This window comes from Lysinibacillus sp. NPDC047702, assembly GCF_050272555.1.
Classification (GTDB): domain Bacteria; phylum Bacillota; class Bacilli; order Bacillales_A; family Planococcaceae; genus Lysinibacillus.
Map to the genome: position 1 here is coordinate 15,377 of NZ_JBNNMG010000048.1, position 21,060 is coordinate 36,436.

Annotated in this window: 25 protein-coding genes; 15 read left to right on the forward strand and 10 right to left on the reverse strand. The window is 33.8% G+C overall.

From position 1 onward, the window contains the following. Positions 1 to 313: 313 nt before the first annotated feature. The 3 genes from ACQKIM_RS19610 to ACQKIM_RS19620 form a co-directional block, all read right to left on the reverse strand. Positions 314 to 559, reverse strand: a complete 246-nt coding sequence (locus ACQKIM_RS19610; RefSeq protein ID WP_427547160.1) for a YkuS family protein — start codon at positions 557 to 559, stop codon at positions 314 to 316. A gap of 160 nt (positions 560 to 719) precedes the next feature. Continuing rightward, entirely contained in the window at positions 720 to 860 is a 141-nt protein-coding gene (locus ACQKIM_RS19615) for a YjcZ family sporulation protein (RefSeq protein ID WP_286926694.1), read from the reverse strand. A gap of 212 nt (positions 861 to 1,072) precedes the next feature. Beyond that, positions 1,073 to 1,534 (reverse strand): DUF4429 domain-containing protein, encoded by a 462-nt coding sequence (locus ACQKIM_RS19620; RefSeq protein ID WP_427547164.1) that lies wholly within the window; start codon positions 1,532 to 1,534, stop codon positions 1,073 to 1,075. A 441-nt stretch (positions 1,535 to 1,975) separates the two neighbouring features. Between ACQKIM_RS19620 and ACQKIM_RS19625 the strand changes: the two genes are divergently transcribed. Together ACQKIM_RS19625 and ACQKIM_RS19630 are read left to right on the forward strand one after the other, a co-directional pair. Then, positions 1,976 to 2,569 (forward strand): TetR/AcrR family transcriptional regulator, encoded by a 594-nt coding sequence (locus ACQKIM_RS19625; RefSeq protein ID WP_427547167.1) that lies wholly within the window; start codon positions 1,976 to 1,978, stop codon positions 2,567 to 2,569. 292 nt (positions 2,570 to 2,861) lie between these two features. Further along, complete coding sequence (locus tag ACQKIM_RS19630; protein WP_427547170.1) at positions 2,862 to 3,116, forward strand: hypothetical protein; 255 nt, start codon at positions 2,862 to 2,864, stop codon at positions 3,114 to 3,116. Positions 3,117 to 3,579: 463 nt separating this feature from the next. Here the strand turns inward: ACQKIM_RS19630 and ACQKIM_RS19635 are convergent, their stop codons facing one another. Beyond that, positions 3,580 to 3,732 (reverse strand): hypothetical protein, encoded by a 153-nt coding sequence (locus ACQKIM_RS19635; RefSeq protein WP_427547173.1) that lies wholly within the window; start codon positions 3,730 to 3,732, stop codon positions 3,580 to 3,582. Between the two features lie 277 nt (positions 3,733 to 4,009). On the opposite strand from ACQKIM_RS19635, the gene ACQKIM_RS19640 reads away from it, so the two are divergent. Together ACQKIM_RS19640 and ACQKIM_RS19645 are read left to right on the forward strand one after the other, a co-directional pair. Then, on the forward strand, positions 4,010 to 4,933 hold the full coding sequence (locus ACQKIM_RS19640; RefSeq protein WP_427547176.1) for a hypothetical protein: 924 nt from the start codon (positions 4,010 to 4,012) through the stop codon (positions 4,931 to 4,933). Positions 4,934 to 4,990: 57 nt separating this feature from the next. Beyond that, the gene (locus ACQKIM_RS19645; protein WP_427547177.1) at positions 4,991 to 7,099 is read left to right on the forward strand and encodes an ATP-binding response regulator; all 2,109 of its coding nucleotides are present in this window, start codon (positions 4,991 to 4,993) and stop codon (positions 7,097 to 7,099) included. 104 nt (positions 7,100 to 7,203) lie between these two features. Here ACQKIM_RS19645 and ACQKIM_RS19650 read toward each other — a convergent pair whose 3' ends face one another. Both ACQKIM_RS19650 and ACQKIM_RS19655 read right to left on the reverse strand, forming a co-directional pair. Beyond that, entirely contained in the window at positions 7,204 to 7,368 is a 165-nt protein-coding gene (locus ACQKIM_RS19650; protein ID WP_427547180.1) for a hypothetical protein, read from the reverse strand. 246 nt (positions 7,369 to 7,614) lie between these two features. Further along, positions 7,615 to 8,025 (reverse strand): Lrp/AsnC family transcriptional regulator, encoded by a 411-nt coding sequence (locus ACQKIM_RS19655; protein WP_427547183.1) that lies wholly within the window; start codon positions 8,023 to 8,025, stop codon positions 7,615 to 7,617. Positions 8,026 to 8,141: 116 nt separating this feature from the next. On the opposite strand from ACQKIM_RS19655, the gene ACQKIM_RS19660 reads away from it, so the two are divergent. The 4 genes from ACQKIM_RS19660 (at position 8,142) to ACQKIM_RS19675 (ending at position 11,449) form a co-directional block, all read left to right on the forward strand. Continuing rightward, on the forward strand, positions 8,142 to 8,900 hold the full coding sequence (locus tag ACQKIM_RS19660; RefSeq protein ID WP_427547186.1) for an MBL fold metallo-hydrolase: 759 nt from the start codon (positions 8,142 to 8,144) through the stop codon (positions 8,898 to 8,900). A gap of 122 nt (positions 8,901 to 9,022) precedes the next feature. Further along, the gene (locus ACQKIM_RS19665) at positions 9,023 to 9,898 is read left to right on the forward strand and encodes an alpha/beta fold hydrolase (protein WP_427547189.1); all 876 of its coding nucleotides are present in this window, start codon (positions 9,023 to 9,025) and stop codon (positions 9,896 to 9,898) included. Positions 9,899 to 10,048: 150 nt separating this feature from the next. Then, positions 10,049 to 10,657, forward strand: a complete 609-nt coding sequence (locus ACQKIM_RS19670) for a DUF4304 domain-containing protein (RefSeq protein WP_427547191.1) — start codon at positions 10,049 to 10,051, stop codon at positions 10,655 to 10,657. 90 nt (positions 10,658 to 10,747) lie between these two features. Further along, on the forward strand, positions 10,748 to 11,449 hold the full coding sequence (locus tag ACQKIM_RS19675) for a hypothetical protein (protein ID WP_427547194.1): 702 nt from the start codon (positions 10,748 to 10,750) through the stop codon (positions 11,447 to 11,449). 232 nt (positions 11,450 to 11,681) lie between these two features. Here ACQKIM_RS19675 and ACQKIM_RS19680 read toward each other — a convergent pair whose 3' ends face one another. Continuing rightward, positions 11,682 to 12,506 carry a hypothetical protein gene (locus ACQKIM_RS19680; protein WP_427547196.1) on the reverse strand — a complete coding sequence of 275 codons (825 nt, stop codon included), beginning with the start codon at positions 12,504 to 12,506 and terminating at the stop codon, positions 11,682 to 11,684. Between the two features lie 193 nt (positions 12,507 to 12,699). Between ACQKIM_RS19680 and ACQKIM_RS19685 the strand changes: the two genes are divergently transcribed. After that, positions 12,700 to 13,239: a GNAT family N-acetyltransferase gene (locus ACQKIM_RS19685; RefSeq protein WP_427547199.1), complete on the forward strand. Its 540-nt coding sequence runs from the start codon at positions 12,700 to 12,702 to the stop codon at positions 13,237 to 13,239. Between the two features lie 480 nt (positions 13,240 to 13,719). Here ACQKIM_RS19685 and ACQKIM_RS19690 read toward each other — a convergent pair whose 3' ends face one another. Together ACQKIM_RS19690 and ACQKIM_RS19695 are read right to left on the reverse strand one after the other, a co-directional pair. Then, positions 13,720 to 13,887 carry a hypothetical protein gene (locus ACQKIM_RS19690; protein ID WP_427547202.1) on the reverse strand — a complete coding sequence of 56 codons (168 nt, stop codon included), beginning with the start codon at positions 13,885 to 13,887 and terminating at the stop codon, positions 13,720 to 13,722. A gap of 124 nt (positions 13,888 to 14,011) precedes the next feature. After that, on the reverse strand, positions 14,012 to 14,632 hold the full coding sequence (locus ACQKIM_RS19695) for a LysE family translocator (RefSeq protein ID WP_286926704.1): 621 nt from the start codon (positions 14,630 to 14,632) through the stop codon (positions 14,012 to 14,014). A gap of 809 nt (positions 14,633 to 15,441) precedes the next feature. Here ACQKIM_RS19695 and fabZ point away from each other — a divergent pair. The 6 genes from fabZ to ACQKIM_RS19725 all read left to right on the forward strand — a co-directional run bounded on the left by fabZ (position 15,442) and on the right by ACQKIM_RS19725 (position 20,626). Beyond that, entirely contained in the window at positions 15,442 to 15,867 is a 426-nt protein-coding gene (gene fabZ / locus ACQKIM_RS19700; RefSeq protein ID WP_427547205.1) for a 3-hydroxyacyl-ACP dehydratase FabZ, read from the forward strand. Positions 15,868 to 16,042: 175 nt separating this feature from the next. Continuing rightward, entirely contained in the window at positions 16,043 to 16,738 is a 696-nt protein-coding gene (vanR, locus tag ACQKIM_RS19705) for a VanR-ABDEGLN family response regulator transcription factor (protein WP_427547233.1), read from the forward strand. A gap of 25 nt (positions 16,739 to 16,763) precedes the next feature. After that, positions 16,764 to 17,855, forward strand: a complete 1,092-nt coding sequence (gene vanS, locus ACQKIM_RS19710; RefSeq protein WP_427547236.1) for a vancomycin resistance histidine kinase VanS — start codon at positions 16,764 to 16,766, stop codon at positions 17,853 to 17,855. 239 nt (positions 17,856 to 18,094) lie between these two features. Continuing rightward, positions 18,095 to 19,018: a D-alanyl-D-alanine carboxypeptidase family protein gene (locus ACQKIM_RS19715; protein WP_427547208.1), complete on the forward strand. Its 924-nt coding sequence runs from the start codon at positions 18,095 to 18,097 to the stop codon at positions 19,016 to 19,018. A gap of 213 nt (positions 19,019 to 19,231) precedes the next feature. Next, positions 19,232 to 19,708, forward strand: a complete 477-nt coding sequence (locus ACQKIM_RS19720) for a hydroxymyristoyl-ACP dehydratase (protein ID WP_427547211.1) — start codon at positions 19,232 to 19,234, stop codon at positions 19,706 to 19,708. Between the two features lie 195 nt (positions 19,709 to 19,903). Then, a complete protein-coding gene (locus tag ACQKIM_RS19725) occupies positions 19,904 to 20,626 on the forward strand; it encodes a polysaccharide deacetylase family protein (RefSeq protein WP_427547213.1) in 723 nt (240 codons plus the stop codon). A 15-nt stretch (positions 20,627 to 20,641) separates the two neighbouring features. Here ACQKIM_RS19725 and ACQKIM_RS19730 read toward each other — a convergent pair whose 3' ends face one another. Then, a complete protein-coding gene (locus ACQKIM_RS19730; protein WP_427547216.1) occupies positions 20,642 to 20,908 on the reverse strand; it encodes a translation initiation factor 2 in 267 nt (88 codons plus the stop codon). Positions 20,909 to 21,060 lie beyond the last annotated feature (152 nt).

A 21,060-nucleotide genomic window follows, 5' to 3' on the forward strand; every position in this document is an offset into this window, starting at 1 on the left:
TCTTGTTTACTGTTATTTTAATTTGCATTGGCACCATACTATTATTAAATAGTGTTGAGATGGGTACAGACGATGTAAATGAATATATAAATACAGTTATGAGTGGATCAATGGATACAGAGAGATTCCTTGTTATAACAATTAGATACATTTTTTCCTATCTCATTGTGGAAGGAATTTTATTATTGATTGGTTTACCATTTTTTGTATATTTCTTTATGAATTATTTGTAAATGAAATTGACTTGAATAAATTGTAAAAGGTGCTAGTCGATAGATCATAATGACTAAAGACAGCACCTCTCCATTCGTTGTTAATGAAAATATTTCTCTACACGCTGAAGAATTTCGTCTGCAGAAAGACCATTTGCATCAATGACTGGTCCTGCAAGTATTGGATCACTAATTCCCATAACATCCTTGTCTTGGCCTGTGATTACGCAAGCATCACATCTTTTAGCGTCCTCTTCATTCCGCAGTTGAATAACTTCATATCCTTTTGCCTTTAAAGCTTGCTCCACGTTTGATAATGATTGTTCAACACCAATAATTCTAGACATTATTCTTCCACCTCCTATATGTAATGTGCCATATAGGATTGCTAATTATTCACTGATTTCAATGAAAAATCTTAAAACTTCATGAATAAAGGCTCTAGTTTTATCCATGTAGACAAAACTAAAGCCTTTTTTTATTTAACAGTTGGAAATGTTGATGTGATTAATAAAGGAAGCTAGCGCCAACGATAATTAGAAGAATGAATAGCACTACAATTAGAACGAATGTAGAGCCATAACCAGAGCCAGTATTGCCCCCACAGCAGGCATTGTTCCAACTACCTACATTTCCTGAATATCCCATAATAAATTCCTCCTTTCTATCATCTATAATATGCCCTGTTGTAGAAAGGAGGCGTGTTATTTATCCAATTAAAAATTCTGAAAGCAGGTATTTTAAGGTATCATTAATAAATTTTTATCCGATGAAGAAGGGGTATACACTACTTTTATGATGAAATGCAACATTTGCTTAGTGAAGTGCCTTATAAAATTAATAAACAACTACCTACATGATTAAATATTTAATAATTGTTTTTTCGTCGCTTCAAATTCATCCTTTGTTAATATACCTGCATCCATTAGTTTTTTCAGCTTTAGAATTTCATCAGCGACACTTTGTGAGGTGATAGAGGGAGACGTACTCTCATGTCGTTTCATTTCAATTAACTTAATTAATTCTTTGGCCTTTTTCAGCTCTCTTTTAAAGAAGGTTATAGAGTTTTCATCTTTGATAGCTGCCGTTGTACCGCCTTTTGTTTCATTCGATCCAGAATAGGCAAATTGGATATATCCCGTAGATAAACCAGGTTCTTTAAATTGAATAGCAGTGATAGATTTAATGGGAATGGATTTTTCCCCCTTAGAGCCGCCTTTATTGATAAAATTTGAGAACCCCTTAGGCTGAATTTTTACTGTATAATCATCTACTTTTACAATAAACTTACCATTTGATTTAAATTCAAAAGCTTGAGTCATTTTTCCCCTCCCTAAAGAAAAAGCATCATTAAGATCAATTTTAAAACCCTTTCATTATTTATGAATATGCTTAAATTTTGCGGAAATTTCTGAGTAAATGGATTTTTATTACGATCAATAACTTGATGTAATTGTCACACAGTGTATAGCTTTAAGTTTGTTTCATTTTTTCAATTAACCTTATTCCACTAAACTCATCTATTCCATTAAGTCTATTCTTTTACATATTCGATGATGCTGCATTGGCTACTGGAATGCTGCATCGTTAGTCAAATAAGAAATCTTTAAAACTGTAACAAAAGGGGATAGTCGAACCTATTGCCAGCGTTTTTCTGGAATTACATATTTTTAATCTCTTGTTTATAATCAATTTTAATGATATTATATGAATATATTACATGAATATTCGTGTGATATATTCACAAAAGGAGGTGTTCATCTATGGCAAGGGGGAAAAAGGTTTTTTCAGAAGAAGATAAAATTCAAATTAAAAGTAAATTGAAAGATGAGTGTATGGCATTTTGGATTTCTGTGGGTTATAAAGAAACGAGTATCGGTGCATTATGTAAAAAAACAGAAATATCTACGGGTACTTTTTATAATTTTTATTCAAGTAAGGAAGAGCTTTTTTTTGAAGTTTTGAATGACGTTCAAGATGCTATTTATGGGAATTTTATGGAGCAAATAAAACAATGTCCTGAAAAATTTGGTTTTGAAACAGCGATAATCCAGCTTTACGATGAATATGAAAGTAAACCATTTCTTTATGATGTAAAAACGGCAGATTTCACATCATTTTACAGTAAACTATCAGAGGAAATGAAGGAAAAACTAATGTTTGATAGTTCTGATCTTTTTCGTGCGGCTATTAAACATGCGAATCTTACATTAAAGGTATCTGAAAAGTTAGCTTTTTCGACCTTCACCGTACTTCTTTCTAGTATTGCAAGTAAAGAAGGAATTTCAAAAAACTGCGATCATTTAGCCGCATTTCAATTTATGACTAAGCAGTTGGTAGAAAGTATCTTTGAGTAGATACGCTATTTCAAATATAAAATAAGAGGATATGAACGATGACTTTATTTAGGAGTATTATAGACTTTCTTAAAGAAACAGCATCTTTCTTTATCGTGATAAATATCATTGCAGCAATCGTGCTACTAATCTCAGGGGTAATTTTAATATCCCAAAAGAATAGAGAACAGAAGACGAAAAAGGTTGTCGGATTGATTTGTTTATCAATTTCAATGTTAGTTTTTTTGGGTGCTCTATCTAATGCTTTTTTTTCTTACATCGTATTTTAAAATTTGGAGGAAAGAGGGGTAAAATGATGTTAGACAAAATGTATACTATTATGGATGTTGCTTGTAAATGGGGGAATAAAAATCTGGGAATCTCTATTCAATTCCCTAAACCAACCAAAAAATCCATGGTGTCCAGTGCCTTTTCAAGTGGTATTATTGGTTGCGTCATTCTGATATATGGACTTGTTTTCTACAACACATGGATTCTGTTAGTCGGTGGACTTGGAATAATTAGCAGTGTTTTTATATATCGACAAAGTGTAAAAACGGTTAATTAAGAAACCTTATCTTTTAGTTTTTAGACTATAGAAATATAGTCTCATAGTGTTGAAAATCAAAATGGTCAAGGATACCTTTGTGAATATTTAGTCAAAATGAAGATGATTTCCGTTCCAGGCTACTCGCTTTCCAGTGGGCGAGCGACGAGCCGCTTCCTGCGCTGACGCTCCGTGTAGGGTCTCGTCTGTCTCGCTATCCCACGGGAGTCGAGTAGCCTTGCACTCCAATCAACAATAGTGTAGAACTTTAAATATTTTCTTCCCTTAAAAGTAAAGTAAAAGCATGTTACTCACCATCATTAAATGAATGGAATAGTGGTACAATTCTAATCTATAGCTGTCAACCACATTTTATGCATAAAACTACTTTGTGACTTTACATAAAGCCACTCACTTATTGCTGACACTGGTTTCGTAGAGAAAAATGTTACCAAAGCTCCAGTTTTTCGCAATATAGTGATGGCTAAGACTTCAATTTATCACTATACATTAGTGTGAAATGCCAATAGAAAATACGATGAGCAACGGTTGATTGGAGTGTAGACTGAGTGACTCCTCGGGGATTCAGCGTCACAGATGAGACCCTGGAGCGAGCAATGCGAGTGAAGCGGCTCATCGGACGCCCCCAGGAAAGCACTCAGTCGGAACGGAGATCAACCTCTCGTTTTGAAAAAGTGTTAAAAACTTTTTAATTGTCACCTTAATTTCATTAACATAATAGTTTATCAACACTATGAGACTATAGAAATATAGTCTATTTTTATATAGCTATAAATATTTCGATTTAAAAGTATCTCTGAGCATGATAGGATAATAGTGCAAAGGAGGTGCAATTGGCCTAAGGAAATTGTGCTATAAATAGAAAGTGCAAGGACTTTTTGACATTTATGTAAATGAATAAAAAGAAAATTATTCTTATTGTTAGTTTATTTGTACTATTTTTAACAGGCTCACGTATTTTATGGTTGGATTTATTAAATAACACAAACCAACCCTATGCAGTAAAAGGACAAATCGACTTGCGAGAATGGAATTTTAACGACAATCATTCCATTACATTAGATGGGGAATGGGAGTTCTTTCCTTATACGTGGTTAATTAACGAAAAACAGTCAATTGATGCGGCACGAAATAATTTATCATACATATATGTTCCAAAGGGGTGGGATTCTTCTTTACAGGAGGGGGAAGTAACACCATATGGTTACGGTTCTTATCGCTTAAAAGTTCTGATTAATCCATCTGATAATAGTACCTACAGTATTAGAGTACCAAGTGTTCGGAGCTCTTCTGAATTATATGTGAATGGTAGACAACTGTCGAAATTAGGTGTAATTGGGGAAAATGCTGATACGACCATAGCCAAAAACATACCATATTCAGCTTCTTTTGAAGTAAATGGTCATAGTGAAATAGAAATTATTATGCAAGTTGCAAATTATAAGGATTCTCGTAATGGAGGGATTATTCGCTCCATTAAATTGGGCAAAGAAGAAGTAATTGATCGAGAGACCCAATTGTCTGTAACGATGCAGCAAATGGTGGCTTTAGTTTTCTTAATACATGCTATTTATTCTATTATTTTATACTTTGTAGGAAACAGAGATAAAAGATTACTTTACTTTTCACTCTTAACATTTAGCACTATGTTGTACTATCTATTAGGCAGTGATGATAAATTAGTGTCCTATTGGTTTCCCATTAATTATGACTGGGGATTTAAATTAGTTCATCTTTCAATGGTTGGCATTGGCTTTTCGTTGCTTCAATGTATTAAACAATGGCTGCCGCATTATTTAAAAAAGCCTATATATTAGTTCAATATTCTGTGCGGAATAGCCTCATTGCTGGCAATAATGTTGAGTACTAGCTATTTGATTACAATTCAGCTTTTTTATATTTTGCTTTTTGCGATTCCAATGATTATCACAATCCTTACAATGATACGTAAATCTATTAAAGAGATTAGAAGTAGCATCTTTTTACTGCTTGCAATTCTTGCATTTGTTAATAATATAGCTTGGGATTTCTCGATGCTTATCACTGGCATTAAAGTTATCTTTTATCCATTTGACCTTATTATCACGATGGCTTGTTTGGCCATACTATGGTTTAAAGATTATGCTAGAGTGTATGCAGATACTAAGGCACTCGCTGTAAAGCTTCAAGAAACCGATCGATTGAAGGATGAGTTTCTTGCTAATACGTCTCATGAACTACGAAATCCTCTACATGGAATTTTAAACATGTCGAAGGCTGTTTTAGAAAGAGAAGAAACGGTTCTAAGTGATAAAAGTGTCAAAGATTTAGAGACCGTTCTTTCCGTTGGACGGCGAATGTCTCTTATGTTAAATGATCTACTAGATGTAATGAGTTTAAAAGAAAATACAACAAAGCTACAGCTACGGTCATTTTCCATTCATACAATTGTTTCTGGCATATTAGATATGCTCTATTTTATGAGGGAAGGAAAGCAAGTAGAGTTAATAAATCAAATCCCAGAAGATTTTCCAAAAGTAATGGCTGATGAAAATAGAGTCATTCAAATTGTTTTTAATCTACTGCATAATGCAGTGAAATATACAAATGAAGGTCATGTTACAATAGCGGGTCATGTGAAAAATAATATGGTGGAAATTGTGATTTCAGATACTGGTATAGGCATCGATAATGAAACAATTCAGCGTATATTTGAGCCTTATGAGCAAGGAACTCTTAGTAAGGCCATCATTGAAGGTGGATTTGGACTAGGACTTAGTATAAGTAAACGTTTAGTTGAGCTACATGGAGGCACATTACAAGCTCGGTCTGTATTAGGGAAAGGTTCGAAATTTACGTTTACTTTACCTATCTCCATCTTATCTGAACAACATGATACAGAAGATAGGAATTCACCATTGCGAACGAATGAGAGCTTAGATGTTATGACGTCTTCCAATCATTTTGATCGTTCTTCAACAATCCAATCCATCATGCAAACAAATCGACCAAAGGTGCTGGTTGTGGATGATGATCCAATTAATTTAAGAGTAATCGAAACAATTTTGACTATAGAAAAATATGATTTAATAACAGTCACAAGTGGCAGTAAAGCGTTGGAGGCATTGGCATCTCAGAAATTTGATTTAATTATTTCAGATGTAATGATGCCTAATATGTCTGGCTATGAATTAGTACGGACTATTCGTAAACAGCTATCAATTACAGATCTACCAGTGTTACTTCTTACAGCTAGAGGTCAAGCACAAGATATTGAGAATGGCTTTTTATCTGGTGCAAATGATTATGTAATGAAACCAGTCGATCCTTTAGAATTAAGATCAAGGGTAAAAGCACTCACAGATGTTAAACAATCTGTTCAAGAGCGCCTTCGAATGGAAGCGGCTTGGCTGCAAGCACAAATACATCCACATTTTTTATTTAATACTTTAAATGCAATCATGACCTTACATGAAATTGATACGGAGCGTACGAATAAGCTACTTGAGGCACTTAGTGATTTTTTACGGGAATCCTTTAAATTTCAAAATATAGATGAACTTGTCCCATTAGAGGATGAGTTAAAGCTTGTTCAATCCTATCTCTATATTCAGCAGGAACGATTTGGAAGTCGAATTAGTGCAACTTGGGAGCTAGAGGTTTCATCTGATGTAATGATTCCATCTTTAACCATCCAGCCATTAATTGAAAATGCCATAGAACATGGCATTCTGAAACATGTAAATGGAGGAAATATTCATATTCAAATTTTGGATTATGATACTTATATTGAGATAACAGTATCTGATAATGGTATTGGAATGAATGAAGAAACAAAAAATCAATTGCTAGTCAAAAGGCTGAAAAAATCGACGGGTGTAGGTCTTCTGAATACGAATTTACGATTAAAGCAGCATTACGGAGAAGGGCTTCAAATCAACAGTCAGCCAAATCAGGGAACATCCATATCGTTTAAAGTTCTTAAAAAGCAAGTTGATGGATAACAGAGCTGGAATGGTGGATAGAATTATAAAAGTGATGGATAGAACCAGAAAAACGATGGATACAGCCATGAAAGTAGTGGATATTACCTGTCTGTTAATTTGATTCAATTATTTTCATTCAGAGCATTTCTTTCAAGGGTCTCTTTTGTTTCAGCATTGACAGTTTTTTCTTTCGCCTCAGCTTGTTCACTAGCTGGGGCCTCATCATGAGAAGAACATGCTGATAGAAGAAGTGCTGCCATTGCTCCTATACACAGTAATTTCTTCATTAATATTACCTCCGTTTGTTCAGTGGTTACGTTTTAGAGTGCACCAATATTACTTAGAATATAATAGAGTGCACCAATATTACTTAGAATATAACGGAGTTTCAATAATATTTGTTTTAAAGCAGGTAATAGCTATAGCCTAAGATAATGAACTTACAAATGAATATATGGCTAGAATTCAAAGAAATGTGTTTCGTGTTTATAGGAAAGTATAAAATACCAGGCTTTAGCACCTGGTATTTTTTATTATTTACTTATAACAATCGATAATTTGTAGTTGGCATGTTTATTTAAATTGACTAAAAATTGGTCTAAAACTTCGTTTGATGGAAATCTGCATTCTAGAAGATAGCAGCCATCCCCACTAATTTTATAATTATTAACAATATACTGTTGTTGTGTTTCTAGAAATGCCAGAAAGGGTTCATGGTACGGACTTTTAGTGTAAATATTCATAAATGCATGGACAGGGCATCCTAATTTTACTTGATTCACATGGATTGTATATCCTTCAATAACACCACTATCTTCTAATTTTGCAACCCTTGAAGATGCAGCTTGTCCAGTTAAATGGACCTTCTCTCCTAATTCTTTCATTGTCATACGGCTATTCTTAGAAAGCTCATCGACGATACGCAAATCTGTACTATCTAACATGAAATAACTCCTTTCATTATTCAAGTCAAATCATGAAAAGACTTGATTTTATCTATGTAATTGTTATTTGGACATAGTATAAACTAATTGTAATTTAAAGAAAAGGAGTTAAGAATATGAACATTCAACAAATTCGCAATGCTACGGTTATCATCGAATATGCGGAGAAAAAATTTTTAATCGATCCACTTTTGGCAAACGAGGGGACTTTTCCACCATACCCAAATTCCCTAAGACAGGACCAAAATAACCCATTAGTTTCTCTACCAGCATCCATAGACCAGCTTATAAATGTGGATGCAGTGATTGTTACACATTTACATGTTGATCATTTCGATGAGGTTGCAAAAGAAGTATTACCAAAGGCTATCAAAATGTTTGTCCAAAATGAAGAAGACGCTAAAGAGATTAAAAGTGCTGGATTTACCAATGTAGAGATTTTACAGGAAGATACAGTTTTTGAAGGTGTTCAGTTAATGAAAACTGCAGGTCAGCACGGGCGAGGAAAAGTTTTAGAAATGACTGGTCAAGTATGCGGTGTTATTTTTCACCATTCAAGTGAAAAGAAATTATACGTTGCAGGAGATACTGTGTGGTATAACGGAGTTCAAAAAGTGCTAGAAAAAAATCTACCAGATATTATTATTGTGAATGGAGGAGACAATCAATTTTTACAGGGAGGTTCTCTTATAATGGGGAAGGATGATATTTACGAAGTTTATCGTGCTGCGCCAAATGCTAAGATTGTTGTAAGTCATATGGAAGCTATAAATCATTGGACATTGTCTAGAGAAGAATTACGAAGCTTTTTAAATGAAAAGGAAATCAATGATCGTGTGCTTGTTCCTGAAGATGGTGAGCATTATATGTTCTAAAGAAATTAAATGCTAACCCTTTTCAATCATATATTCTATTTTTTCATAAATAATTATATTCATAAATTTCTATATATAATACTGATGCAAAATCCTGTAAGATTGAAACAGGGGGCGTCAAAATGAAACATGCAATTTATACAAGTGATAAAGGTAGATTAGTCATTTTAAAGCATTACGAGCAATATTTAAAGTCTTTTGATTTTGCAATAGAACGTATCATGGTGGAAACAACCTTTGGAAAAACCCATGTATTAATGGCAGGACCAGAAAACGGTAAGCCCTTGTTTATTTTTCAAGGTGGTAATTGCATAAATCCTATGACTTTATCTTGGTTTAAACCATTCGTAAAAAAATATAGAATATATGCGCCTGATACAATTGGACACCCTGGTTATAGTACACAAACTAGAATTTCTGCAAAAGATCAAAGCTTTGCACAATGGATAGCCCAATTAATGGATTATTTCCATATTCAGAAATGTGCTGTTTTAGGTCCATCCTATGGAGCTGGTATTATTTTAAGGTTAGCTGCCTATATGCCAGAGAGGATTGACTGTGCTGTTCTTGTTTCACCAGCAGGATTTAAGTTAGGCTCCAAAATCGCAATGCTGCAAAAGATTTTTATGCCATTGCTGCAATTTAAAAAAACGTTGTCCATCAAGTATCTTAAACAAATAACAGATTGTATGTCTACTGGTAATATGATAGAGAGTGATCAGCAGATTATTGGAGATATTTTTCGCTTTGTAAAATTAGAGCAGGGGATGCCTAAATTAACAACTAGAGACGAATTAGCACATTTCTCTGCACCCACTTTAATCATTGCTGGTCAACAAGACATATTTTTCCCTGAAAATAAGGTGAAAAAAACTGCTGAACAAATCATTCCGAATTTAACAGCTTTCCATTCATTTAATATGGGGCACTTTCCATCCGACAATCAATTACAAACAATTAACCATACTATACAGAATTTTTTAAATAAATATTATTAAAGGGTACTTCATAGAGTATCCTTTTTTGGCTGTTCCATAATTGTATTTAGGATTTAAAGTACTCCTACCATAAAATACCGAAAGTAGAGGAATGTTCTTGAATGTTTAGAACAAGTATGTATTTTGAGCAATCTTCTAGGGGGGATCATATTGCAAAAGCTCTTTAATGAGATGATAAAGCAAGACATAGAACCATTTCTTTCTAAATATGGATTTTCGAAGAAGGGTTTGAATTTCTATAAGACAACAGGTAGCCTCATTTATATGTTTAATTTTCAAAAATCATCAGGCAATTCAGCGGATAATGTCATGTTTTATGTGAACTGTGGAATTTATGCCGCAAAGTTGGCACAGATTCAATCGAGAGAGATTTTGACTGCACCCAAAGAGGCAGAATGTCACTTCAGAGCAAGAATGGGGGAAATTGCCGAGTCTTTTCCAGATCGATTTTCAATCACTCCTGCTACAGATATGGAAGATATAAGAAAAACGCTGCAAAATGGATTAGAAAAGGTTGTTCAGTTCTATAAAACTATGACTAATGCCAGATCCCTTGTTGATTATTACATATCAGGTCCATTTTTACATCTTAGCGAAGAAAGCTTACATTTACTGTTACAATCCAATGATGTAGGGGGAGCTAAACATTTTTTTAAGGCTTTACAGGAAAAGTACGGAACAGAAAAACGATGGTCCATTTTCGAAATCAAATATAGTGCAATCTTTAATAAATATGGCGTGGAATTTGATAACCTTTAAGAAATGTAAAGGAAACTATACTGTGGCGAAAAAACTTGATATTATTTGCTTCTCCATTTTTATAATGTGAAGTTAGCAGGAGGAATTACGATGTTGCTAAAAGATACTGATCAATTGGAAGATTTAAAGGATTTTCTTATCAACTGGTACGGGAGGTATGATAGCTCCTACGGCATACCAGTAGACGAGATTCCAGTATATCTGCCAAAGGCTTTGCATGAATTATATGCCTTTGCGGGACACTGGAAAGATGGCTTGGACAATCATTGCGAAAACGCTCCGGAAATATTTCAACAGCAAGATTGTCTTTATTCGGTAGAGAGACTAAAGAAGGATCCAAATAACCACAAGCTTACATTTCTTGAGGAAAATCAAGCTAATTGGACATGCCAAGTGGCAGTAGGTAACGATGATTCTGCTGTCTATTGCAACGAGCATATACTTTGGGATGACAATGCAGAGGGATATCTTCTAGTAAATGACTCTCTGTATCATTTTCTGAAAAGTTTTTGTTTACAGGAGGTCGTTTTTGGCTGTAAACATCTTTATTTGATTGAAGGAAGAATAGCTAATCTACAGATATTATTTGATAAGCCGATAGTAAATGTATGGCTAAATGGGTACTATATTGGTTGTAAAGAAGAGGGACCTACGCATTCATTTTACCAATGTGAGGACATACTAATCATGGAGCGTTATGGTGACATATGGTTGGGATCAAACTGTGAATTGCTTGATGATTTAAATAATCTAATATCATCAATCAAACTGAGAAAGATTAAACCTAATTAAGAATCGACCATAAAAGTTGTAATTCCTTAGGTTATATGTATAATCCGTGTACAATTTCCTGCCAGAACAGCACAAGCCGTAAGTCACAACAAACCACGCGTAGTGATTGTTGCAAACTTAAGGCTTTGCCTGTTTCACAATATAAAAGATAAAATATAGAGAGACCTATTGAATAATCTCATTAGATGTATTTCCATATCAATCAAACTAAAACAATATCTCTATCACTAAGTTAAACTAAGCAAGTAAGAGTGGATAAACGATTGTCTGCTTTTGTATCAATGCCGTTCAGCCAATCATCCATTAAAGCTAGATGTTTAGCTAACACAGCATCTGAGTATAAACTCCACAATTCTTTTGTAAATCTTAATTGTGTTTCTTGTATTTCAAATTCAACCTGCTTTACATTATGCTTACCGTTGTGCTCCTCCATTGTGACAGAGCTAGAGTAAATATAAATATCAATATTTTCCTCACAGTTAATCGTACTTTGAGTAAACAGTTTTTCTGTTTGTTTTTCAGAGCTAGAGGAAGAGGCGGATTTTGCTAATGCTTTTAAGCTTTCTACGATTTTTCCTTTGTCAGCCGCCGAAATGCCATTATATAAATTGGCAATTTGGTCAATTGCTTCATTCCAATCGGAAGTCGTACGTTTAAAGGATTTTACGCTGCTATTTAATAAATGGATAAGAGGATTTTGTAATATTTTTGAAACATATTTTTCATAGGCAGGTACATTATTTTTATCGTTTGGTAATGCTGGATTGAAATTAGAAACAATTCTAGAAATGTCAAGGATAGTTGTTAATCCAGTTGTTGGAGCTACTTTAGCAGCTTCTTTTACAGCAGTACTATAGCGTCCAAAGCTTTGAAGTGCCTGCTGAACCTGATTGTCAGCAATTCTAGCCTCTGACAGCTGATTCCCAACAAAGATACCTTGACTGACAACTGTTTGATCTGATGTTGCAAGTTTAATAGCAACAGGCTCTAAATTTTGATGTAGAGAAATATCATTTAGTGCTAACCAGCTTTCCATTTTTAAGTCAAGATTTGTCATAGAAAAAACCACCTCTAGTTAAGTTTGTATTGGTTTGTAAGCCAATAGTAGAAATATATTTCAAGTTTATAGCAATTAAAACCATAAATTTCAAAAATTTTGTGAACAAGTTATGGTGCTGAAAGGTAAGAATATTATTTTTTCAGCCATTTCTACATGTTGGATAATTAATAAAGAAGGAGGATTATCCATTTTGCAAATTAAAAGAATATATAAAGAAGACTATCCTAATGGTAAGAAAATTATTTATCAATATCATTCAGATAAATTCTACGATGTTTCCTATCAGGTGCAAGAAAACGGTTGGACAATGGATTTTACATTAAAGCATTTTGATAGCCCATTCCATAAATATTTGGAAGGAGAAATTTTTGCAGATTATATAGAAGAAATTGAATGCTATATTGCAGAAATATACGGGAAAGAGGTGGGAATTGTAAGCTGTAGTCATGAGAAGTGGAATAATGTTCTAAGAATCAATGATATTCATGTAAATCCACAATATCAACATAAAGGAATTGGTAGTCAATTCATGGCATTGGTAAAAACAAGAGCTGAAGAACTAGGTGCCAGGGCAATCGTGTTGGAAACGCAAACCTCCAATTATCCTGCTATCCAATTTTATAGACGCCATGGATTTCAGCTTACTGGCTGTGATCTATTAAGCTACTCCAATACAGATATGGAAAATAAAGAAGTCAGAATTGAAATGGGTCTGGTACTAGAGGCTTGAAAAACGGTTGAAAATGGGGCAAATTGTATTGAATCCTTAAGAAGAAACGTTTCCTGATGGATTAACTAGGCATTCATACGATTATAAAATAGAAAGAGATCAAAGGAAAGGAACAAGACCTTTAGCAATATGAACAATCAGTAAGGGATGCGGATGGCCCCTACTGACTGAGAAGTTTGGCAGTTTTGATTACAGACATTTTTTTATGTCCATTATTGTTTGTAAATGCATGCCTTCATGAAAAATTGTTCGAATTAGTACTTGTTCAATTGTATTTATGCCCATATCGATAGCTGGAAACTCTATCTCTAATTTATCTCCATACTTTGCATTTATTTTACCTGGTTGAGATTTTAAAAGCTCTTTTAAATCTTCAAACGATGGTGTCTCCTCTGTAAAATTGGCAGGTGAGGTGCCAAAGCCAAACCAGGCATGAAAAGGTATAAGATCCTTGCTTTTTTCGTTTGTTATTGCCTCAAGTCATAAATATTGATCCAGATAAAGATGACCCATATTCCAACGAATATTATTATGAAATCTTTCTGGTATGACTTCTGCATGTTCCTTTGTGACAAATTCTAGGACTTGTAAAACTTCATTTCGATAACGCTCTATCTGTTGAAATAGAACTTGATGATGATGATTCATATGTTTTCTCCTTTTCTTTATTATAATTTGCTAAAAAGATTAAAATCCCTTCAATATAAATGATAAAATCTATAAAAAATGAGAGAGAACACCATAAAAGTGTGTTCTCCCTCATATAAATTCTCTATCTGCTTTGAGTCTGAAGTGCCAATTTAACACCTAAACCTATATAAACGAAACCTACTGCCTTTTCAATCCAACGTGAACCGTTATTGGTGGTTTTGGTAAAGATTTTATCACCTATGAAGCTTGTAACAATAGCTAATAAAATAGTATACAAGGCGCTCATTACAACAAACGTAATCCCTAAAATTAGAAGCTGCACAGTTACAGACTGTCCATTGTGCTGCACAAATTGAGGTAAAAAGGCTAAGAAAAATAGTGCCGTTTTAGGGTTTAATATTTCTGCTAAAAAACCTTGGCGGAACGAAGTACTTGCTGGACTTTGTTCAACTGTTGGCTGTTCTATTTTTTGCGGTTTTGTTAGGAGCATTTGAATACCTAAATAAACAAGATAAGCTACACCAATATATTTCACTACTTCAAAAGCAGTAGCAGATTTCATTAAAATAGCTGAAAGACCTAAAACAGCGGCTAATGTATGAACTAAATCGCCCAATCCAATACCTAATGCTGTGAAAACACCATTCTTTTTACCACTTTTCAGCGTTTGTGTAATGGTAATTATCACAGCTGGACCAGGAATTAAAAATAACAGAAGTACTATTGCAATAAACGATATCATGCTTGACCATCCTATTCTAATAAAGTGAATCTTTATGAGGGCTTTCTTAATTCCTCAATGATTATGCGTAATTAACTAAATATCCATCCATAAGATTGGGTAAATGAGTGCAAAAATTATTATATTCTATCTAATCTATTATTGTCGATAATGAAATACTAAAAAAATAGTTATAGAAAATTCTAAAAATATAAAATCAGAACTCAGCGATAAATATTAAAGATAAACATTCTTATATTTGTTTACAAAACACTTGAAATAAATAAGGAGGCTTGTTATGCCTATTATTACAATTAAACTAGCAAAAGGAAGAACGAGAACAAAAACAACAGTTTGTTGAAATGGTGACGCAAGAGGCAGTGAAAACGATCAATTATGCCTCGGCATAATTGCGTCCGGAATCGGCTTTGTGCTTACACAAAGAACTCCTTTTCGATTCCGTGACATCCTCCGGAGGCTTTAACTTCTTTCAGCGGGTGTTTGGACACCCTCTGAAAAGTAGCTTAAAATCGCATTCATCTCACTACCTATAGAGGTGGGAGACTTCTGCTGAAAGAAGTTAAATGTTAAAGAAGAATGGGTAACAGTTATATTTGAGGAATATGAACGTGACAATTGGGCTACTAGTGGACAGCTACATTCCATTAAATTAGGAGATGGTTTTGGTCAATAATCAGGTACATAAATTAAGTTTATCTAAAATCACATTTTTTTCGGAATGTGATTTTTTATCTTTAAAATTTTAAAATAGTACCAACTGATAATAATTAGTGATAGAATTAGGTGATAATTCAGTTGGAGGTGTTAATATGCTGGACATTCAGCAAATACAAGCAGCTATTAGACATCGTTATCCCTTTCTTTTAGTGGATCGCGTTTTGGATTTAGAAGAGGGTAAGAAAGCCGTAGCGATTAAAAATGTTACGATAAATGAAGAATTTTTTAATGGGCATTTTCCTAATTATCCAGTAATGCCAGGAGTACTAATTATAGAAGCATTAGCACAAGTGAGTGCTATTATTATGCTTACAAAGGAAGGAAATGAAGGGAGACTTGGATTACTTGCTGGTATTGATCAATGTCGGTTCAAAAAACAAGTAAAACCGGGTGACCAGCTTCGTCTTGAAGTAGAAATTACACGCTTAAAAGGGCCAATTGGTAAAGGTCGTGGAGTGGCTACTGTTGATGGAGAATTAGTTTGTGAAACAGAGCTTATATTTGCTTTTGGCAGCTAACGAAAAAAAACAAAATCCATTTGAAACCACTTCGTCTGATGATGAGTGGTTTTTTATTGTGTAAATTCTTTAGAATTTCTTAAATCTCTGGCTTTACATGGCAGGTTGATTACTTGAATGGTATTATGATTGTTACATTTGAAGCAATGTTCACAACTCTAAGGGGGAGATGAAAATAACTATTAATATTCTCGTCATAGATGACGAAAGGGAAATTGCAGATTTAATAGAGCTTTATTTAAAAAATGAAGGCTTTAATGTCTTTACATTTTATAATGCCGAGGAGGCACTAACTTGTATTCAGACAATAAAATTAGATCTCGCTATTCTTGATGTGATGATGCCTGACATAGATGGCTTTGAAATCTGCAGAAGGATTAGAGAACATTATCATTTTCCCGTGATTATGTTAACAGCTAAGGATGAGGAAATTGATAAAATAACAGGACTAACGCTAGGTGCTGATGATTATATCACAAAGCCATTTCGACCATTGGAGCTAATTGCACGAGTGAAAGCTCAAATTCGAAGATTTACAAGGTACAATCAGCAAGAAACTTCGCAGAATGATATGATTATTGATTTTTCTGGACTTATTTTAGATCAAAACACAAGGAAATGTATGCTGCATGAAAAACAATTGTCGCTTACACCTACAGAATTTTCAATCCTTTGGTTTTTATGTATTAATAGGGGACGTGTCGTTTCTTCTGAGGAACTATTCCAAAAAATCTGGGGAGAAAAATATTATAGCAGTAATAATACGGTAATGGTCCATATCAGACATTTACGAGAAAAAATGAAGGACCCTGCAGAAAACCCAAAATTTATCAAAACGGTTTGGGGAGTGGGGTATACCATTGAAAAATGATTTTGGAAAACTAAAAAGGAAAATAATGCTTCAAATACTTCTTATCCTAGTTCTTGCATTAATCAGCGGGTATTGGATTAGCTCTCTATTTATTGATGGCGTTTTACAGGCTCCATTCGCCGATGCGTTTATTCACTTTTGTGAAAATGTACTTCAGCTAGATTATTATGCTGCTCAGAAAGCCTATTCGATTCTATTTCAGCAAAATAAGCAGCTTTGGTTAGCAATTGGATTAATACTTTTATTATTAATAATCTTTTACTTTGCACTTTCACGCTTTACAAAGTATTTTCATCATATTGCTTTAGGTATCAACAGCCTTTCAGAGGAGTCTGATAAAGATATTCAACTGCCAGCTGAGCTTGAATTTATGGAAAAGAAATTAAATGCGGTGAAAAATACATTAGAAAAGCGTGCAAAGGACGCACAAGAGGCTGAGCAAAGAAAAAACGATCTCGTGGTTTATTTGGCACACGATATTAAAACGCCCTTGACATCCATTATGGGATACCTAAGCCTGCTGGATGAGGCGAAGGATATGCCTTTAGAGCAAAAAGAAAAATATGTAAAGGTTACATTAGATAAATCCTACAGGCTAGAACAATTGATTAATGAGTTTTTTGAAATTACGAGATTTAATTTACAATCCATTATATTAGATAAAGAATCCATTAATTTACATTATATGTTGATGCAATTGGCAGATGAATTTTATCCGTTATTGGCACCAAAAGGACAGCAAGCAATTGTAAATGTTGAGGAAAACTTAAAGATTTTTGCTGATGGTAATAAAATAGCTAGGGTATTTAATAATATTTTAAAAAATGCAATAGCATATAGCGATGAAAACAGTATTATTGATATTCATGCTGAAAAACAAAATGATCAGATTCATATTTCATTTACAAACAAGGGAAAGGCCATTCCACCTCAAAAATTAACCATGATTTTTGAAAAGTTTTATCGTTTAGATTCATCTAGATCTACACAAACGGGTGGAGCGGGGCTAGGACTTGCTATTGCCAATGAAATTGTACAAGCACATGGAGGAACAATATCTGCTAGTAGCACCGATGAAAAAACAGTGTTTACCGTTAGCCTACCATCAATTTCTTAAGAAACCTTAAGAATTCTATAATAGATTATTAAAAAAGAGCTCCTTCTTTTATGTTTCAATAAAACTATAATCAGTGAGGCATTTCCTCAACCTCACTAGATTGAGGAACATACACAAAAGTCTTCACTTCCTGAAAGTACTTGTGTGAGCGAAATCCTGTTGATCTCCCAGCTATTTTTGACCATCTTGCAATGGGATTCTAATTGGGAAACAGGCATAGAAAGAAGGAGTTGTTTTTGTTGAAAAGAAAGGGTTTTTATAGCGTATTTTTTATAGTAATACTATTGTTTATTTATTTCATTGTTGTCAAAGATAATCCACTACAGCCAAACCTTGATCCATTTCAATCTCCTCAGCTAGAGATGCCACAGAAAAGTGATCATATGTTCAATTTAGATTTACATAGCTCCAATGCCATATTAGTGAGCTTACAAGACCATACTATTTTATTGGACAAAAATAGTGAGGAAACCATTTATCCAGCTTCTTTAACAAAGCTGATGACTGTCCTAGTCGCACTTGAAAATATACCAAATTTAAAGGAAAAAATTCTTCTTAAGAACCGTATTTTTACAAGCTTATATGAAGAAAATGCTTCTATGGCAGGTTTTCTTCCTAATGAGGAGGTAACTGCACAGGATTTGCTTTATGGTGCGATGCTGCCCTCAGGAGCAGAAGCGTCTATTGGTTTAGCTGAATTTATTGCTGGATCAGAGAATGGATTTGTTCAGTTAATGAATGAGAAGGCTCAACAGCTTGGTATGAAGAATAGTCATTTTATGAATGCCACTGGATTGCATCATCCAGACCACTATACAACGGTGAGAGATCTTTCAATTCTCTTACAGTCTGCTCTCGTAAATCCAACATTTAGGGAAATTTATACAGCTGAAAGATATTCGATAAAACCAACGAATCTTCATCCAGAGGGAATTACATTAACAAGCAGGCTATTCAATTATTTAAACAACAATGAAGTAACGAAAGGTGAGATTATTGGGGGGAAAACAGGTTATACAGAGCAAGCTGGTCTCTGCCTCGCAAGTCTAGCATCCATCAATGGGGAAGAATATCTGCTCGTAACGGTTGGTGCAGAAGGTGATCCACGTTCAGAGCAGTTCAATATTACAGACGCATTAGCTGTATACCAGAAACTATATTAAACATGATGAAACCAGGCGCTTATAAATAGTCCTGGTTTTTAATTGTATTTATACAAAATATAAGGAGTATTTTGTCGAAAATAGCATACAATGCACAATTTTTCATATAATTTAAATGTCTGAAATATTTCAGAGAACTTTCATCTGACTATAAACAAGTTTTCAATTCATAATTATTATATCAGGTAGAACACGATGAGAGGATGAGGGATTTTGAAGCATCCCAGTACAAATATATTAGAAAATAAAGAGGAATTATTTATACCTGAGAAAGCTTTAAATAAAGATTTTTGTGATCAATTAGTGACTAAAATTCATAAAAATATACTGAACGAGAATATTTCGAATGATGTCTATATGTCATATTTTGTGATTTTTGACCAGAAATATGAGCTAAAAGAAATTCGATATTTATTAGATCTGTTAAAAGTACAGGCAGATGAAATTATTCGCTCTAAGCCCATCTATATTACATTAAGTGGTGTGATGTTATCATTGTTCGCCATTATTGCCTGTGCTATTAATATGAAGGTAATGATTGGTATTTCTTTATTTCAAATAGTCGCACTAACAATTTTAAGCTTTAATGTAGCCGTTTTATTTATTTCATATAAAATTGAAAAAGAATATAAAAAAATTTATGCAGTCATAAAATTAATCGAATATTACTTAAGCTTTTATAAAAAATAAATTTCACATCCAATGTCACCTATCTAAGAACTACCTCCAAGTAATAGGCTAAAAGGAAATAGTTCCTCACTTACTTAAAAAAATTATAAACAAAGCTGCGTGATTTATACGGAACAAATTGATAAAAATAAAGCATTTATTTTAAAAATCCTCAAATAATAAGGTACGAAATATTTTATTTGAGGAAGTGAAAATTTGAAAAATTTTTTCCAGATGGTATTACTGGTTTGCCTTTTAATGATTTCCTTCGATGTCCATGCCAGTACCTATGAAAATAAAGGAAGAAAGTATTATGAAGAAGCAGGTCAAATTGTTTGGGAAATTAAAACGGATGAAAAAATTGTGGCCCTTACCTTTGATGATGGACCACATCGAAAGTACACCACTCAGATTTTAGATTTATTAGAGAAATATAAGGCAAAAGCCACTTTTTTTATAGTTGGTCAAAATGCAGAAAAAAATCCTGAGGTTATTTCAAGAATGTATAAGGAAGGCCATGAGCTGGCCAATCATACTTTTACACATCCGTTAAGGACCAATGTTCCAAACTTGCTAAAGGAGATAAAGCAAACAGATGAAACCATAAAAAAAATTACAGGATATGCTCCCACTTTATTTAGACCTGTAGAAGGGCAATATTCTGATGCCATGATTGAAGCAATTTCCAAAGAAGGTTATAAAGTTGTAATGTGGTCTTGGCATTTAGATACATTAGACTGGAAAAGTCCAGGTACGAATCGAATTATCAATACTGTTTTAAAAGGAGTAAAGGAAGGAAATATTGTACTGTTCCATGATGGAGGCGGTAACCGTAAGCAAACAGTTGAGGCAATGGACAGTATTTTGGCAGAGCTGGAAAAACAGGGCTATCGATTTGTCACAGTTTCCGAATTACTTGATGTGCAGCAGAAAAAATAATGAATAATGGGATCTTTATTTTAAAGATCTTTTAATTTGCTTTAATTCAGAAATTAAATAATCAATTTGCTTTTGCATATTTTCAGCTTGCATTGCCTGATCATTATTGTTTTGGGAATTATCATTGTTGCTTTTTTGTAACGCCTGTAATGCAAGCCCAGCGGCAATTGTTTGAATACCATCACCTAATGTCGAAATGGATGTTCCAATATAGGCCAGCTTTGCAGCATAAATTTCCAAAGAGTCCGTTGGTTGATTTGAATTATTTTCATTTCTTTGCATTGTTATGCCTCCTTTAAGCAAATTGTTAGATCGTCACTACTTTCATCATATGCGTGTCATATGAAAAAAGGGAATCGATTCAAAGTAAAATCTGATCTCACCTCCAATGGTTTCATATTGGGGGTGTTTTTTTTTGTGGAATTTCACTCCTT